Here is a 16508-nt window from a genome sequence, read left to right as displayed (position 1 = left end):
GCCTACTCCCGTACGGCGATCACATGAAGGAGGGCGGCCACCCGGCGGTAGGGGTCGGTCCTTCCGGCCCGCTCCTCGCTCGCGAGCAGAGCCCCGAGCTCTTCGTGGCCGGGCACGGGCGCGTCGGAGGCCGCGGCGTCGGTGAACACTCTGACGCCGTACCACTCGCGTACGGACAGCCCTCGCCCGGCGAGCGCGGCGGTCAGGTCGTCGAGACGGTCGGCGCGGGCGGCCACCCCGATCCGGTTGAGGTATGAAGCGCCGTCGAACGCCTGCCCGGCGCTCTCCCAGTCACCCAGCAGCCCTGGCCGCATCGCCAGCGCGTCGCCGTTGCGGACCAGCAGCGACACCGTGCCGCCCGGGGCGACGACCTGCGCGACGGCGTCGAGCAGCGGCCCCGGGTCGGAGAAGTACATGAGAACGCCGTGACAGAGCACGGCGTCGAAGCTCGACGGCCCGAACACGTCGGTCAGCCGCTCGGCGTCGCCGCGGACGGCCCGCACCCGCTCCCGGACCTCGGGAGCCTCCGCCTCCAGAGCGCTCTGGAGATCCCCGAGCAGCCGCGCGGAGGAGTCCAGCCCGGTCACGCGGTGGCCGCGGCGCGCCAGGCGCACGGCCTGCGTGCCCTGGCCGCATCCCACGTCGAGGACGGACCGGGACGGCTCGTCCGGAAGGTGCGCCTCGAGCTGCCGAGCCACCACCTCCTGGCGGACGACCTGGCGAAGTGTCCCCAGCCGGGCCCGCCACTGCTCCTCACCCGAGGCGAATCCGCTGCTCACGCCGCCCCCTCCTCGATCATCAAGCCCTGGGGAGCTTAGGCACACGACGATCCGCGCCGCAACCGCTCGGACGCCTCCCCGTGTGGCGCCTTACCCGTCAAGGGCTGATCGCCGGGTTGGCGTGCGGCCGGCCGGTGCCGTCGAAGGTGCCCTCGCGGCGGATGGTGTGCCAGCGCAGCCGCACCCCCAGCACCGCTGTCGCCACCGACTGGATGACGACCAGGTACATGAGCTGGCGGTAGACGAACTGCTGCAACGGCAGCACCCACAGCGCCGAGACGCGCTCGCCGTCCAGGCGGAGCGCGTACCAGCCGGTCGCCGCCTGCGCCACGACGAACCCGGCCCACACCGCCACGACCGGCAGCGGATCGCCCAGCGCCGTACGATAGATCGCCATGAGGTCGACGACCGGCGCCAGCAGTGGCAGCACCACCTGGAACAGCGCCAGGTAACCGAGGCAGCGGCGGCCGAACGGGCCGGGCTCGAGCACCGCGCGCCGGTGCTTCCACATCGCCTGCAGGGTGCCGTAGCACCAGCGGTAGCGCTGCTTCCACAGCTGACCGAGCGAGGCCGGCGCCTCGGTCCAGGCCAGTGCCTTCTCCTCGTAGACCACCCGCCAACCGGCCCGGCACAGCGCCATCGTCAGGTCGGTGTCCTCGGCCAGCGTGTCGACGCTGACCCCGCCCAGCGCCAGCAGGGCCGAACGCCGGAACGCGCCGATCGCGCCCGGCACGGTCGCCATGCAGTCAAGCAGCTCGAAGGCGCGCCGGTCGAGGTTGAACCCGATGACGTACTCCATGTGCTGCCAGCGCCCGATCATGCCGCGCCGGTTGCCGACCTTGGTGTTGCCGCTGACCGCGCCCACCGCGGGGTCGGCCAGCTGGCGGACCAGATGGCCGATCGTGGCGGGCTCGAAGACGGTGTCGCCGTCCACCATGATGAGCAGCTCGTGCCTGGCCTGCGCGATGCCGGTGTTGAGCGCGGCCGGCTTGCCGCCGTTCTGACGGCGGATCACCCGGACGTTGCCGAGCCCCAGCTCCGCGGCCAGCTCGGCGGTCGCGTCCGTCGAGCCGTCGTCGACGACGAGGACCTCCAGCTCCCCCGCGTAGGTGGTGTCGACGAGCGAGCGGATCGTCGCCTGGATCCCCGCCGCCTCGTTGTACGCGGGCACGATCACCGTCACCGGCGGGGGCTCGGGCCAGGCGGGCGCGCGGCCCTTTCGCCGCTTGCCGCCCCTGTTGCGGCGGGCGTGCACCCACGCGAGGACGGCGAAGAAGCCCAATCGCGCCAGGGTGAGCGCCCCCGCCACGAACAGCACCCACGACAGCGCGCCGGCGAACAGCCCCGAGGCGCGCTGGGCCGCGTTCAGGACGGCGCCCGCGAACCGGTCCGCTCCCCCGGCCTGCCGGTGCGCCGACGGCATGCCGAGCGCCCTGGTCACCGTGACCGCGCGGTAGCCGTCGCCGGACAGTTCCGTCAGGACGCGATCGAGGGCCTCGACCGTCTGCCGCCTGTCACCGCCCGAGTCGTGCATCATGACGACGGCGCCCCGCCCGCCGGGCGGAAGCGACGACGCCACGATCTTCTCCGTGCCGGGGCGGCCCCAGTCCTTGGTGTCGAGGTCGGTCAGCGCGACCAGGTACCCCTCACGCGCCAGCGACCTCATGCCCTCCCACTGCGGGCCGGTGATCGCGGCGGGCGTCGCGGAGTACGGCGGGCGGGCCAGCGTCGTGTGCACCCCCGTCGCCCCGGCCAGTGCCTTCTGCGTCAGCGACAGCTCCAGCCTGAGCCGCCAGCCGGGAACCGTGGCCAGGTCCGCGTGCGTGTAGGTGTGGTTGCCCAGCTCGTGGCCCTCGGCGACGATCCGCCGCGCCAGGTCGGGGTACTGGGCCACTTTGGAGCCGACGGTGAAGAACGTCGCCGTCGCGCCGTGCTTTCTCAGCACCTCGAGCACCTGCGGAGTCCAGGCGGGATCGGGGCCGTCGTCGAAGGTCAGGGCGATCGTCCTGGCCGGCAGGCGGGCGCTGGAGGGCTCGCCGCCCGTCAGGTTGAGGATGGGGCCGCCCTGCCGGACCTTCTCCAGTTGGGGAGACGGGTGGTCGGCGACGGGCGGGGCGGCGCGGGTCTCTCCGACGACGTTGGTCACGAATCCGTTGAGCAGCAGCGCGGCGGCGGCCAGCAGCATGCCGAAGGCCAGCAGGAACCAGTGGCCCCGGGGGTCGGCGGGCATGACACGCGACGGCTCCGTCAGCATCGGGATCAGCTCGTCCGGCGGCGTCGGGATCGGCGGCGTCGGGATCGGCCGGCCCGGTGGTGTCGAGCCTTGGCTCGGCCGGCCTGGCAGCGTCGGGGCCGGCCGGCCCGGCGCCTGCATCGTGGAGGGGTCCTGCCAGGCCGGAACCGGCGGAGGCGGCCAGACCTGCACGTCCTTGCCGCTCACTTTTTTGGACCTTTTGTCCGGTTCGGGTCGAGCCCTGGCGGGGTCCTGTGCGCTCCAGGCGGCTGGTCACCGTTCTCGGTCGGCTCCGGCGTGGGCTCGGCGGTGGGCTCCTCGCTCGGCTCCGGCGTGCTCGGCCGCACGGTGGGTGAGGGCCGCCGCGACGGGGTAGTCCGCCGGGGCGCCGGCTCGTGGGGCGGCACGGCGGACGTGGTGGGCTCGGCCGAGGTGGGCTCGGCAGACTTGGCCGGCTCGCTGGGGGTGGGGCGCGCCGTCGTCCGGGTGGGCGTGGGGGTCGGACGCCCGGACGGGCTCGTCCGAGCGGTCGCCGAGCGATCCGGCGAGGCCGTGGCGCCCACCGCTCCTGGGCGATCGCCCGGCCATCCGTTCACCGAGAGCTTCGTGCCGGAGAACGCGCCGCCGATCAGGACGGCGAGCACCGTGAGGGTCAGCACGCTCGACATGATCGAGCCGACCATGATCAGCCGCCTCCGGCGCCCGCTCTGGTCGACGAAGACGGCTGGCGTATGGGGTTGCTCAGGGGACACGCGCAGTGATGCTAGTGGCGTTTGATACTTTCTGTGAAAATTGACCGCATTTGATGCCAAATCCAACTATTGGTTGTCAATTGCTCAACTGTGCCCCGACGCGGCCCCACGAGGCGGAGCGGATACACCCGTTGGTCACCTGGGCGGCTCGGCGCGTCCGGCACCCAAGGGGACGCCCCGACACGAGCGGCGCCACCCGTGGAGCGTCCCGGCTCATGGAGCAGCCGGCTCACTCCTGGAGGAGCTCGGCGAGTACGGCCGCCTCGCTGATCTCCGCCTGCCTGGTCGCGGTCAGGAGCGTCAGCATCCCGTGCTCCGCGAGCTCGCGCAGGTGCGCCACCGCGGCCGCGCGTTCGGGTTGCCGCAGCTCGTCGCGGTAGCGGCGGCCGAACTCGGCGAAGCGGCCGGGGTCGTGGCGGTACCACTGACGCAGCTCGGTCGACGGGGAGACCTCCCGACACCACTCGTCGAGGGCGGCGTCGGCCTTGCTCAGCCCCCGTGGCCAGATCCGGTCGACCAGCACCCTCGTGCCGTCGTCCGTCGTCGGCTCCTCGTAGACCCGGCGTACCCGGACTCGGATCTTCCTGGTCATCGCCCTCCCCTCACGTCCGTGCTCACCCCAGGGCCTTCCCCTTCAACGCGGGCCGCACCACAGCCGGGGTCAGCAGCCGCAGGTGCGGCGCGGGATCAGGGTCACCGGCAGGGTCACCGGCTCGTGCAGCCGGCCCGCGGCCGCGCGTACGGCCTGCTCGGCGAGGCCCGCGACGTCCTGGGCGACCGTGGTGAGCGGCGGATGGGAGTGCGCGGCCTCGGGGATGCCGTCCATGCCGACCACCGCCAGCCGGTCGGGGACCGGAACTCCCCTGCTGCTCGCCGCGGCGAGCGCGCCGAGTGCCAGCTCGTCGGTGGTCGCGAAGATCGCGGTCGGCGGTTCGGCCTGGTCGAGGAGCCGCAGGGTGGCCTCCGCGGCCGCGTCCCGGCTGTAGTCGCAGCGCACCAGCGGGCCGCAGGCCGCGGGCCCGGCCTCCTCCAGGGCCTCCTGCCAGCCGCGTTCCCGTTCCCGTACGGGGGCGAGGCGGTCCGGCCCGGTCAGGCAGGCGACGGCGCGGTGCCCGTGCCCGAGCAGGTGCAGGGCGGCCAGGCGGCCTCCGTGCCGGTTGTCGCTGACGACGGAGATCCCGCGCACGCCGGGGAGGCTCCGGTGCAGCATCACCACGCGGCCGGCATGGCCGGCGAGCAGTTCGCGGACGGGCGGGGTGCCGACGGCGTCGATGAGCACGACCGCCGCCACGTCCAGCTCCAGGAAGGCGCGCAGGTAGGCCAGTTCGGTGGTCTCGTCGAACGCCGCGTTGCCGACGAGGGTGAGCAGACCCGCCGCGAACGCGGCCCGTTCGACGTCCTTGGTGAGCGTGGCGAAGAACGGGTTGGCGCAGTCGGGGACGACGAGCCCGAGCAGGTTGGTGCGCTGCGAGCGCAGCGCCTTGGCGAGCGCGCTCGGCCGGTATCCCAGCTCGGCGACGGCGTCGAGGACCCGGCGGCGGGTGGCCTCGGCTACCGGCCTGGGGCCTTCGTTGAGCACGTAGCTCACCACCGCGGTGGACACGCCGGCCAGGCGTGCCACGTCGTCACGAGTCGGCCTGCTCAGCGCCCGCACCTCCCTCGTCCGGACGGATTCTACTCGTGTAGCATCCCAATCTACTCGAGTAGATTTCTGGGAGGCCCCTTGCGCCTGGTCAGCTCGATGTCAACGCCGCCGTGGCCGACTGGTGCCGCACGGCGACCGGCCTCGACGGCTTCTGCGGCATGAGCGCGCGGATCGAGCTGCACTGCCACCTCGACGGCAGCGTCCGCGTCCCCACCATCGCCCAGCTCGCCGAGGAGCAGGGCGTGAGCCTGCCCGGCCCGGTACGCGACCTGGCCGTGGCGCCCGCCCGGCCGCTCAGCCTCCCGGCCTACATCAGCCGCATCGACGTCGCCCTCTCGGTCATGCAGACAGGCGGGGCGCTGCGCCGCACCGCCCATGAACTCGTCGAGGACTGGGCCCGCGACGGCGTCGTCTACGGCGAGGCCCGCTTCGCGCCGCAACTGCACCAGCGGCGGGGGCTCACTCTCCCCCAGATCCTGGACGCGGTGAGCGAGGGGCTCGCCGAGGGCGCCGCCGCGACGGGCGTGCGGACCGGGCTGATCCTCTGCTGCCTGCGCCCCGACCCCGTCACGACCAGCATCCGGGTCGCCGAACTGGCCGCCGAGAACGCCCATCGCGTGTCAGGGCTCGACCTGGCCGGCGACGAGGCGATCCCGGCGGCGCCGCACGCGGCGGCGTTCCGGCTCGCCCACGAGGCCGGGCTCCCCGTCACCGTCCACGCGGGCGAGACGCAGGGCCCCGACAGCGTCCGCCAGGCCCTCGACGAGCTGGGCGCGCGGCGGATCGGGCACGGGGTCCGCGCCGTCCACGACGACGCCCTGGTCGACAGGCTCGCCCGTGAGGCCGTCACGCTGGAGACCTGCCCGACGTCCAACCTGCAGACCGGCGCCGTGCCGTCGCTGGCCGCGCATCCGGCGCGGCGGCTCATGGCCCGCGGGGTCCCGGTCACCGTCAGCACCGACGCCCGCACGGTCTCCGGCACCACCCTCGGCGACGAGCTCGCGGTGCTGCGCCGCGAGCTCGGCTGGACCGGCGCGGACGACCGGTCCGCGCAGCTCAGCGCGGCCGCCGCGGCGTTCCTTCCGGCTGACCGGCGAGAGCGCCTGCTCCGCCGTCTCGGGTCTCAGTCCTTCTCGTAGGTGTGCGTACGGCCGTACGGGTGAAGCCCGGGCCGCGGTACAGCGGATACGCGCCCAGCGACTTCGGATGCTCCGGCACGGGGTAGCCGGGCACCGGCGTCCTGCGGTTTCTCACGCCCGGCCGAGGTGCTCGGGGGCCGATGAACGGCTGTCCATGTTTCGGACATGCGGGCACCAGCAGCCCACCAGGGGTCGACTCCACCCCCCGACCTGGGCATATTGTCCAACTATGCGGTGTTTTGAGGTTTTGATCCCGCCGCAGGAGTGAGACTGAGTGAGCATGCGGAGCCAGGCCGGTTTCGCCACCGGATCCAAACGGAACGCGCCCGGTTTGGACGCGTTGCTGGTTCAGGCCGTCCGGGACGCCGGAGCGCACATCGGCACGATCTACCTCCTGTCACCCGGCGAGCAGGTCCTGGTGATGGACGCGGCGATCGGGCTTCCGACCCAGATCGCCAGGCCGTGGGCCAGGGTCGGGCTGCACGGCCAGGTTCCGGCGGCCGAAGCCGTCCGCGAGCGGTCCCTGGTGTGGCTCTCCGACCACCAGGAGCTGGCCCGCTGCTTCCCTGGAGCCGCGCTGGCCCTGCCGTACCGGTGCGCGATGGCCGCCGCCCCCATTCACACCGGCGCCGACGACTGGGGCGCTCTGCTGCTGCTGTGGCCGGAACTGCATCCGCAGCAGCTCACCCGGCACGAGCTGAAGGTGATCGAGTCCACCTGCCGCAAGATGGGGGCCCTGATGCGGGAGGCGGCCGACCGCGGGTGTCCGGTCCTTCCCGGCCCCCGCCCGCGCCTGCTGAGCCCGGCGCGCGCCCGGGCGGCCGGCCCCAAGCAGGCCTTCGCCGCGATGGACTGCCTCAACCGCCTGCCCGAGAGCTGCGCCGCGCTGGACCTGGACGGCCGCGTCACCTTCATCAGCTCCGCCGCGGCCGACCTGCTCGGCTGCGCCGCCGCCGACGTGCTGGGCAGGGCGCCCTGGGAGGTGCTCTCGTGGCTGCGCGACCCAGCCTTCGAGGACCGTCACCGCGCGGCGGTGGTCAGCCAGCAGGTCACCTCCTGGACCGCCCGCCATCCCGACGGCCCGAAGCTGACCTTCCACCTATATCCGGACCCGTCGGGGGTGAGCCTGCGCATCACCTCCGACGCCGCGCCGCCGGAGCAGCGGGCACCGATCGCCGAGCACTCCGGCGGCTGGGCGTCCTGGCAGACAGCCGGCCCCGTGACCGTGGCCAACAGGCCGGCGCGAGCGGACGCGCTCTACAACCTCATGCACCTCGCCGCGGCCCTGACCCGCGCGGTCACCGTGCGGGACGTCGTCGACCTGGTCGCCGACAAGGTCATGCCGGTGTGCGGGGTCCAGGCCCTGGTCGTCTCGTTCGCCGAGGGCGGGCGGACGCGGATCGTCGGGTCGCGCGGCTACGGCCCCGTGCTCCTCGAACGCTTCGACGGGGTCCCGCTGACCTCGGCCACGCCCGGCGAGCGCACCCAGACCACCGGCGAGGGCGCGTTCTTCGCCACCTGGGACGAGCTCCACCAGAGCTACCCGCACGCCGAGCACCTCGACGACATGTCCGCCTGGGCGTTCCTGCCGCTGATCGCCTCGGGCCGGCCGATCGGCACCTGCGTGCTGGCCTACGACCACCCCCACCCGTTCAGCCCGGACGAGCGCGCCACCCTCACCTCGCTGGCCGGTCTGATCGCCCAGGCGCTCGAGCGCGCCCGCCTCTTCGACGCCAAGGACCGGCTGGCCCAGTACCTGCAGGCCGGCCTGCTCCCGCGCAGCCTGCCCCAGATCGCCGGCCTGGACGTGGCCGCCCGCTACCTGCCCGCCACCAGCGGCATGGACATCGGCGGCGACTTCTACGACCTGATCCGGCTGGACGACACCACGGCCGCCGCCGTCATCGGCGACGTTCAGGGGCACAACATCGCCGCCGCCGCGCTCATGGGACAGGTGCGCACCGCCGTGCACGCGCACGCCGCCGCCGGGGCCAGCCCGCGCGAGGTGCTCTCCCACACCAACCGCCTGCTCATCGACCTGGAGCCGGACCTGTTCACCAGCTGCCTCTACATCCATCTCGACCTGCGGCAGCAGACCCTGTCCCTGGCCAGCGCCGGTCACCCGCCGCCGCTGCTGCGAGGCCCGAACGGCCGCGTAGAGATCATCGACGTCCCGCCCGGCCTGCTGCTCGGCATCGACCCCGGCGCCGCCTACCCGGTCCTGGAGCACTCGCTGCCGCCCGGCGCCGTGCTGGCCCTCTACACCGACGGACTCATCGAGAGGCCCGGCACCGACCTGGGCCACGGGCTCGCCGGCCTGGTCAGGCGGCTGACCCGGGCTCGGCGCCAGCCCCTCGCCGAGCTGGCCGAAACGCTCATCCAGCACCATCCGCACATCGGACAGCGCACCGACGACATCGCGCTGCTCCTGCTGGAGCACCAGGGGTGAAACCGGGCCGTGACCCTGAGGTGCCCGGCGAGCCCGTAGGGTGAACGTCCAGCCGGCGCCCGGATTCCGGAGCGAGGTGTTGGACGGTTCCGCAATGCGCTCTAGCATTCCATTATTCGGAACGGGCGAGGGAGAGTTCATGGGTGAGGCTCAGTCCCCGGTGGGGAGCGTCGATCGGGCCCTGCTGATCCTGCAGGAGATCGGCAAGCACAGCAGGGGGGTGACGCTGGACGAGCTGGCCACCCGGCTCGGCCTGCCCAAGAGCTCGCTGCACCGGCTGCTCGGCGCGCTGAAGCATCGCGGCTTCGCCGCCCAGCCCGAGCCCAGCGGCCCCTACTTCCTCGGCACCGAGCTGCTCGCCACGGCCTTCAGGTTCTACGAGAGCATGGACCTGCGCACCCTGGTCCGCCCCTTGCTGCTGCGGGTGAGCGAGGAGTTCGCCGAGACCGTGCACATGGCCATGCTCGACGGCGCCGAGGTCGTCTACCTCGACAAGGTCGAGGCGGTGCGATCGATCACGATGACCTCGGTCGTGGGCGGGCGCAACGCGGCGCACTGCACCGGCGTGGGCAAGGCGCTGCTGGCCTGGACGTACCCGACCGACGAGGCGATCAGGGCGTGGGCCGACAGGTACGGCCCGCTGGCCACCCGCACCCGCAACACGATCAGCAACCCGGCCAAGCTCGCCACCCACCTGGACCAGGTCCGCCAGCGCGGCTACGCGCTCGACCTGGAGGAGAACGAGCCGGGCGTGCGGTGCGTCGCAGTGCCGGTCTTCATGGGACGCACCGCCCCGGTCGCCGCGGTGAGCGTCACCGCCATCAAGGACCGCATGTCGCCGGCCCGGATGGAGGAGCTCGGCCACAGCCTGCGGCGGGCGGTCGCCGAGCAGGCCTGACGCTTGACAGCGTGATCCTCCCGATGATGTCCTGACCGCTGATTGGAATGGCTTTCCGCTATACAGAACAGAGGTGTGCCAGTGTTGGAGCCGGAGATCGTCCCCGTGCCCCACGCCCGGCTGGGTGAGGGGCCGCGCTGGGACGGGCGCACAGGCACGCTCCTGTGGGTCGACATCCCCGCGGGCCTGGTGCACCACCTCGACCCCGCCGACGGCTCGCACGAGACGATCGACGTCGGCCAGCCGGTCGGGGTCGCGGTGCCCACCACCTCCGGCGGCCTGGCGCTCGCCGTCAGGGACGGCTTCGCCGTCCTGGAGCGCGGCCGGCTGGAGCTGCTCGCGCCGGTGACGGCCGCCGAGCGGCCGGGCAACCGGATGAACGACGGCGCCTGCGACCGCGCGGGCCGCTTCTTCGCCGGCACCAAGGCCGAGGACGACGCACCCGGCGCGGGCGCGCTCTACCGGCTCGGCCCCGACCGCCGCTGCGAGCGGGTGCTGGACGACGTGACGATCTCCAACGGCATCGCCTGGAGCCCCGACGAGCGGCTGCTCTACTACGTCGACACCCCCACCGGCCGGGTCGACGTCTTCGACTACGACCCGGTCAGCGGGGGCCTGGCCGATCGCCGGGTGTTCGCCGAGATCACCCGCGGGCAGCCCGACGGGATCACCGTCGACTCCACCGGCCACGTGTGGGTCGCGCTGTGGGGCGGCGGGGCGGTCGTCCGGCTGCGCCCCGACGGGCGGCCCGACCTGAGCCTCGAGATCCCCGCCACCAACGTGACGAGCTGCGCCTTCGGCGGCGGCGACCTCGACGTGCTGTACGTGACCACCGCCTGGGACGGCCGGACCGGCGGGCAGCTGTGGCGCTGCCGCACCTCCAGCACCGGCCTGCCCGCCAACCCCTACCACGACCTGGCCTAACGGCCCCTGCCGGGCTTGGCCACGCAGCCTCAGCTGACCTTGGCCGCGCAGCCCCAGCCGACCCTGCCCAGCGCTCTCAGCCCTTGACCGCGCCGGTGAGCGCCTGGACGAAGCGGCGCTGGCCGAACAGGAACACGCCCAGCACCGGAAGCGTCGTCAGCACCGTCCCGGCCATGATGGCCGGCCAGTCGGCGCGGTGCTGGCCCTGGAACGACGTCAGCCCCACCTGCACGGTGTACCTGGCTTCGGAGGTGATCGCCACCATCGGCCAGAACAGGTCGTTCCACGCCGTGATGAACGTGATGACGGCCAGCGCGGCCAGGGCGGGCCTGGCCACCGGCAGCACCACTTTGAAGAACACCGCGAAACGCGAGCACCCGTCGATGCGGGCGGCCTCCTCCAGCTCCCTGGGGAAGGACTGGAAGAACTGCGTCATCAGGAAGATGCCGACCGCCGAACTGAGCTGCGGCACGATCAGCGCCCCCAGCGTGTCGGTCAGCCCCACCTTGTTGAAGATCAGGAATGTCGGGATCACGGTGAGCTGGAACGGGATCAGCGCCGTGGCGATGACCAGCACCAGGGTGAGCTTGGAGCCGACGAACCTGATCCGGGCGAACGCGTAGCCCGCCATGCTGCACAGCGCCAGCTGGGCGAGCACGATCGCGCCCGAGACGATGACGCTGTTGAGGAACCAGCGCGGGAAGTCCGAGCCTTCCAGCACCTTGCGGTAGCCGCCCAGGTCGATGCCCGCCGGCCACACCGGCGGCGGGAAGCGGTTGAGCTCCCCTTGGGTCATCACCGAGCTGAGCACCATCCAGACGAACGGCAGCACGGTCACCGCAGACATCGGCACGAGCACCAGATGCCACCCGCTGGGCAGACGGCGACGCCTCATCGCATGACCCCCCTGCGCCGGGCGACCAGCAGGCCCGCCACGATCAGCACCAGCGTCCCGGCGAACAGGACGTAGGCCACCGCCGCGCCGTACCCGGCGGTGAAGAAGCTGAAGGCCAGCTGCCAGACGTAGTAGACGATCGTCACCGTCGCGTTGGCCGGGCCGCCCTTGGTGGTGGTCACCACCAGGTCGAAGAACTGCAGCGCGTCGATCACCCCCCAGACCGCGAGGAAGATCGTCATCGGCCGGACCGACGGCACGATGATGTGCCGGAAGCTCGCCCACCGCCCCGCGCCGTCGATCGAGGCGGCCTCCAGGACCTCTTTGCTGATCTCCTGGATGGCGGCCAGGTAGATCACCACCGCGAACCCGAAGCGCGTCCAGAAGAAGATCAGGGTGAGCACGAACATCGCCTGCGAGGGGCTGCTCAGCAGGCCCTGCACCGGCAGCCCTACCTTGACGAACAGCCCGTTCATCAGCCCGAAGTCGCGGTCGAAGATGTAGCCCATGAGCAGCCCGGCCGAGGTGGCGGAGGCGACGTAGGGCACCAGGAAGCAGGTCCGGTAGAAGCCGATCCCGCGCACCTTCCTGTTCAGCAGCACCGCCACGAGCAGGCCCGCCGCCAGCGAGGCCGGCAGGTACAGCACCAGCAGCAGCCCGGTGTTGCGCAGCGCCTGGAAGAAGACCGGATCCACCAGCAGCGCCCGGTAGTTGTCGAGCCCGACGTTGCGCCCCGGCGTCATCAGGTCGGAGTCGGTGAACGACAGCGCCAGCGCCCACGCCATGGGGATCAGTGAGAACCCGAGGATGACCAGGGTCGCCGGGCCCGCGAACGACCATCCGGCGAGGTTGTCGGCCAGCTTGCGGCGGTCGGGACGCCGACGGCGCGCGGGGGTGGGGCGGCTCAGCGCCGGGGCGGAGCTGGTCATGATCCCGGCACGGCGAGCGCCGCGTCCGACTTGGCCGCCGCCTGGTCCAGGGCCGTCTTGGGGTCGGTCTTGCCCAGGAGGGTCTGCGCGATCGCGTCGGCCATGAAGGACGACACCCGCGGGTACCTGGTCGTGGCCGGCCTGACCCGCTTGGCGTTGGCCAGGTTGGCCGAGACCACCTCGATGCCCGGATATTTCTTGAGATATCCCTGGTAGCCGGGCAGCTTGGTGATCGACTCGCGGATCGGCAGCGACCCGGTGTCGGTCATCCACACCAGCTGCTGCTGGGGCGAGGTGAGCCAGCCCAGGAACGTGGCGGCCGCCTTGACCCGCCGCTCGTCGTGCTGGAACACCACCCAGTTGTCGGGCCCGGAGACCGTCTCGTGGTTGCCGTTCGTGCCGGGCAGCCGCGCCACGCCGTAGTCGACCTTGGCCGCCTGCAGGTCGGGGAGCACCCACGGGCCCGACAGGAACAGGCCGAGCCGCCCCGACTCGAACAGCTTCTGCCCCTTCTCGGCCGGGCTGGAGTCCAGGTAGACCGACTTGTCATCGATCGTCATGTTCCTGAGCAGGGTGAGCGCCTGCTGGCCCGCGGCGGAGTTGAACACCGCCTTCTTGTGGTCGGGATCGAGGATGTCGCCGCCCGCCTGCCAGATCATCGGCCACAGGCCCCACACGGCCTCCTCGCCGCCGCTGATCGCCCACGTGGTGCCGAAGACACCGGCTTTCGGGTCGGTCGTCCGCTTGGCCATGGACCTGAAGTCGTCCCACGTCCAGTCCGGCCCTGGCGCCTGCACCCCGGCCTTGGCCAGCAGCTTCTTGTTGTAGAGGACCACCATGTTGTCGACCACGGCGGGAAAGCCGATGACCTTGCCCTGGACGGTGACGGCCTCGCGCTCGTTGGCCCAGAAGTCCGTCCAGCCGACGGCCGGGTCCTTCACCAGCTCCGACAGGTCGGCCGTCTTCGGGTTGCGCGCGATGTTGGGCGCCCATGAGCCGTAGAGGTAGGCGATGTCGGGGTAGGTGTCGGAGGTGAGCGCGGCGGTGATCTTGGGGAGCATGCCGTCGGCGGTCGCCCCGCCGGACTCCGTCCTGACCTTGATGTCCGGGTGGCTCTGGTTGAACTGACCGACCAGCTTCTCGATCGACTTGGCGGAGTTGTCCTCCTGGCCGTGCCAGAGCGTGATCTCCACCGGCCCGCTCGCCTGCTCCTGGGAGGCGCCGGCGCAGCCCGTCGCGGCCAGGGCGACGAGCACGGCCGCCGCCAGCGCCGCTCTCATCGGACCCCCTCGGGGAGCAGGTCGCCGTGGGCCGCGATCATCTCGTCCACGAGGTCGTGGATCTGCTGGAGCGTGAGCGTGGCCGCGGCGTTCGGGTCGAGCATGGCCGCGTGGTAGACGTGCTCGCGCCGCCCTTCCAGGGCCGCGCGCACGGTCAGCTCGCCCACGTTGAGGAAGGTCTGGTTCAGCGCTGCCAGCTGGGGCGGCAGCTCGCCGACCCTGGTCGGCGACACCCCCGCCCGGTCGACCAGGCAGGGCACCTCGACGCAGGCGTCGTCGGGCAGGTTGGAGATCAGCCCGCCGTTGCGCACGTTGCCGTGGACCACCCGGCGGGTGCCGGTCTCGATGGAGTGGATGACCTCCGAGGCCAGCTCCATGGCCGGTTCTATCTCCACGCCCCGGCCCGCGGCCAGCCGGCTCCTGGTCTCCTCGTAGGTGTCGAGGTTCTCCTCCGACCAGCGCAGGTAGATCTCCACCGGGATGCGGAAGTGCGCCACCTGGTCGTCGTGGTGCAGGAACCAGGGCAGGTACTCCGAGCCGTGCTCGCTGGACTCGGTCGGGAAGTAGCCCAGGCGGCGGTACATCTCCACCCGGACGGTCCTGAGCAGTTCGGGATCGCGGGCGATGGCCTCGTCCAGCGCCGGGTACAGGTTCTCGCCCCGGTGCTCGAAGCGCAGCACGAACGCCTGGTGGTTGGCCCCGGCCGTGACGAACGACACCTCCTCCGGCGGCAGGCCCACCAGCGAGGCCAGGCGGGCCTGGGTGTCGCGCACCGAGTGGCACAGGCCGACCACCCGGCGGAAGGAGGTGCCCTGGTAGACGGCGCGGGGGATCATCGCCATCGGGTTGGTGTAGTTCAGCAGCAGCGCGCCGGGGGCCAGCTCGGCCAGGTCGTGGCCGAGCGCGACCATGACGGGGATCGTACGCAGCGCGCGGAAGATGCCGCCGATGCCGAGCGTGTCGGCGATGGTCTGGCGCAGGCCGTAGCGGCGCGGGATCTCGAAGTCGACGCGCGTGGCGGCGTGCCCGCCGACCGCGATCTCGTTGATCAAGTAGTCGGCGCCGTCCACGGCGGCACGGCGGTCGAGGTGGGCCTCCACCTTGGCGCCCCGGCCGAGCTTCGCGATCATCCAGGTGGCCATGGCCTCGGCGGTCGCCAGCCGCTCGGCGTCGATATCATGCAGGACCAGGGTGGACTCCCCCAGCTCCGGAAACGTCAGGATGTCCGAGAGGACGTTCTTGGTGAATTCGACGCTGCCCGCGCCGACGAACACGATGCGTGCCATGGGACTCTTCCCTCCACGGAGCACGGCGGGTGTGGCGGCCCGCTGCGTGCGGTGAGTATAGCCATCTATCCGCGATACAGACTAGAATTCCGTATTACGGAACGCCGCTGATAGCGCGCCTTGCCGGTCATCGGACGGGCGTCATGCACCTTTTACGCGGAATTCTCGACGTCAAGAGAAAGGTTGACAACCTCCAATGCTCCCCGATTTCCTTTATCCCGGAATATCATTCCGCTATATGGAACAGAGGTAAGTGCGTTGGGTATCCCCCAGACAGTGAGCTCCACCCCGCTGCGCCGCTTCGCCCGCCTGGCCGTGGCGACCGTCCTGACCCTGGCGCCCGCGGTGGCGCTCGGCGCGACCGCCGCTGAGGCGGCCACGACGGCCACGACGGCTGAGGCCGGCGCCTCCGCCCGCGCGGCCATCTGGAAACCCCCGGTCAACAGCCGCTGGCAGTACCAGCTCCAGGGCAACACCGCCTACGCCTCGACCGGCGGCATCAACGTCGACATCTGCGTGGCCCCGCAGACCGGCGGCGCCTGCGTCCGGCCGACCGTGTTCGACTTCGACCTCTACGTCGACGCCGCCGTCGCCGGCAACAACCACACGCTCAACACCGCGGGCGTCAACGCCGTCCACGCCCGGGGCGCCAAGGCCATCTGCTACGTCGACGCCGGGTCGATCGAGGACTTCCGCCCCGACTACCAGGAGTTCGTCGACTGGCACAAGAGCCACGGCAACTCCCTGCTCGGCAACCCGTTCAGCGACGAGTTCCCCAACGAACGCTGGGCCAACATCAACAACGACAAGGGCCAGCGCGACTTCCTGCTGCGGATGACGGAGCGCCGGGTCGCCAAGTGCGTCCAGGCCGGCTTCGACGGCGTGGAGTTCGACGTCGTCAACGCGCACGAGGAAGGGAAGTCCGTCACCGGCTGGACGGTCAGCCCGGCCACCCAGCTCGTCTTCAACAAGGCGCTGGCCGACATCGCGCACCGCAACGGCCTGTCCGTGGCGCTGAAGAACGACCTCAGCCAGGTCTCCGACCTGGTCTCGTCCTTCGACTACGCGGTCAACGAGGAGTGCTTCCAGTGGAAGGAGTGCGACGAGCTCAAGCCCTTCGTCGCGGCCGGCAAGCCGGTCTTCCAGGTGGAGTACAAGACCTCCCCGTCGACCTTCTGCCCCAAGGCCAACGCCACCACGCTCAACTTCAACGCCATCAAGAAGGCGACCGACTACTCCCTCAAGGACAAGCCCTACACGCCGTGTAGGTAGCCCGGCCCGCAGGCCCCGCGGTCGGCG

At 71.7% G+C, this 16508-nt stretch carries 14 protein-coding genes; 5 read left to right on the top strand and 9 right to left on the bottom strand.

Annotated features, from left to right (window positions below; genetic code table 11):
- Positions 1-2: 2 nt before the first annotated feature.
- From ABZ297_RS16660 to ABZ297_RS16640, 5 genes are all read right to left on the bottom strand, one after another.
- Positions 3-779 (bottom strand): methyltransferase domain-containing protein, encoded by a 777-nt coding sequence (locus ABZ297_RS16660; protein ID WP_355346042.1) that lies wholly within the window; start codon positions 777-779, stop codon positions 3-5.
- 97 nt (positions 780-876) lie between these two features.
- Positions 877-3219: a bifunctional polysaccharide deacetylase/glycosyltransferase family 2 protein gene (locus ABZ297_RS16655; RefSeq protein ID WP_355346039.1), complete on the bottom strand. Its 2343-nt coding sequence runs from the start codon at positions 3217-3219 to the stop codon at positions 877-879.
- A complete protein-coding gene (locus tag ABZ297_RS16650) occupies positions 3216-3764 on the bottom strand; it encodes a hypothetical protein (RefSeq protein WP_355346036.1) in 549 nt (182 codons plus the stop codon). The genes ABZ297_RS16655 and ABZ297_RS16650 overlap by 4 nt, the downstream gene beginning before the upstream one ends.
- A 229-nt stretch (positions 3765-3993) precedes the next feature.
- Positions 3994-4356 carry a DUF488 family protein gene (locus ABZ297_RS16645; protein WP_355346033.1) on the bottom strand — a complete coding sequence of 121 codons (363 nt, stop codon included), beginning with the start codon at positions 4354-4356 and terminating at the stop codon, positions 3994-3996.
- 69 nt (positions 4357-4425) lie between these two features.
- Complete coding sequence (locus ABZ297_RS16640; protein ID WP_355346030.1) at positions 4426-5385, bottom strand: LacI family DNA-binding transcriptional regulator; 960 nt, start codon at positions 5383-5385, stop codon at positions 4426-4428.
- A 134-nt stretch (positions 5386-5519) separates the two neighbouring features.
- On the opposite strand from ABZ297_RS16640, the gene add reads away from it, so the two are divergent.
- The 4 genes from add (at position 5520) to ABZ297_RS16620 (ending at position 10819) form a co-directional block, all read left to right on the top strand.
- Positions 5520-6548: an adenosine deaminase gene (gene add, locus ABZ297_RS16635; RefSeq protein ID WP_355346027.1), complete on the top strand. Its 1029-nt coding sequence runs from the start codon at positions 5520-5522 to the stop codon at positions 6546-6548.
- 280 nt (positions 6549-6828) lie between these two features.
- Positions 6829-8997 carry a SpoIIE family protein phosphatase gene (locus ABZ297_RS16630; protein WP_355346141.1) on the top strand — a complete coding sequence of 723 codons (2169 nt, stop codon included), beginning with the start codon at positions 6829-6831 and terminating at the stop codon, positions 8995-8997.
- Between the two features lie 139 nt (positions 8998-9136).
- Positions 9137-9895: an IclR family transcriptional regulator gene (locus tag ABZ297_RS16625; RefSeq protein WP_355346024.1), complete on the top strand. Its 759-nt coding sequence runs from the start codon at positions 9137-9139 to the stop codon at positions 9893-9895.
- Positions 9896-9976: 81 nt separating this feature from the next.
- Positions 9977-10819, top strand: coding sequence for an SMP-30/gluconolactonase/LRE family protein (locus tag ABZ297_RS16620; RefSeq protein WP_355346021.1), 843 nt, complete (start codon positions 9977-9979; stop codon positions 10817-10819).
- A gap of 76 nt (positions 10820-10895) precedes the next feature.
- On the opposite strand, the gene ABZ297_RS16615 is transcribed toward ABZ297_RS16620, so the two are convergent.
- Genes ABZ297_RS16615 through ABZ297_RS16600 form a run of 4 tightly spaced genes read right to left on the bottom strand, consistent with a single transcriptional unit; the run spans position 10896 to position 15209 of the window.
- The gene (locus ABZ297_RS16615) at positions 10896-11714 is read right to left on the bottom strand and encodes a carbohydrate ABC transporter permease (RefSeq protein ID WP_355346018.1); all 819 of its coding nucleotides are present in this window, start codon (positions 11712-11714) and stop codon (positions 10896-10898) included.
- Entirely contained in the window at positions 11711-12643 is a 933-nt protein-coding gene (locus ABZ297_RS16610; protein ID WP_355346015.1) for a sugar ABC transporter permease, read from the bottom strand. Before ABZ297_RS16610 ends, ABZ297_RS16615 begins: the two co-directional genes overlap by 4 nt.
- On the bottom strand, positions 12640-13923 hold the full coding sequence (locus ABZ297_RS16605; RefSeq protein WP_355346012.1) for an ABC transporter substrate-binding protein: 1284 nt from the start codon (positions 13921-13923) through the stop codon (positions 12640-12642). Before ABZ297_RS16605 ends, ABZ297_RS16610 begins: the two co-directional genes overlap by 4 nt.
- Positions 13920-15209 (bottom strand): alpha-glucosidase/alpha-galactosidase, encoded by a 1290-nt coding sequence (locus ABZ297_RS16600; RefSeq protein WP_355346009.1) that lies wholly within the window; start codon positions 15207-15209, stop codon positions 13920-13922. The genes ABZ297_RS16605 and ABZ297_RS16600 overlap by 4 nt, the downstream gene beginning before the upstream one ends.
- Positions 15210-15485: 276 nt before the next feature.
- On the opposite strand from ABZ297_RS16600, the gene ABZ297_RS16595 reads away from it, so the two are divergent.
- Complete coding sequence (locus ABZ297_RS16595; RefSeq protein WP_355346006.1) at positions 15486-16481, top strand: endo alpha-1,4 polygalactosaminidase; 996 nt, start codon at positions 15486-15488, stop codon at positions 16479-16481.
- Positions 16482-16508: the final 27 nt, after the last annotated feature.

The sequence above is a fragment of the Nonomuraea sp. NPDC005983 genome (genome assembly GCF_040614375.1).
In the GTDB taxonomy this organism is placed as follows: domain Bacteria; phylum Actinomycetota; class Actinomycetes; order Streptosporangiales; family Streptosporangiaceae; genus Nonomuraea.
Note: the sequence above shows the minus strand (reverse complement) of the source record. Positions and strands in the feature narration are given on the sequence as shown.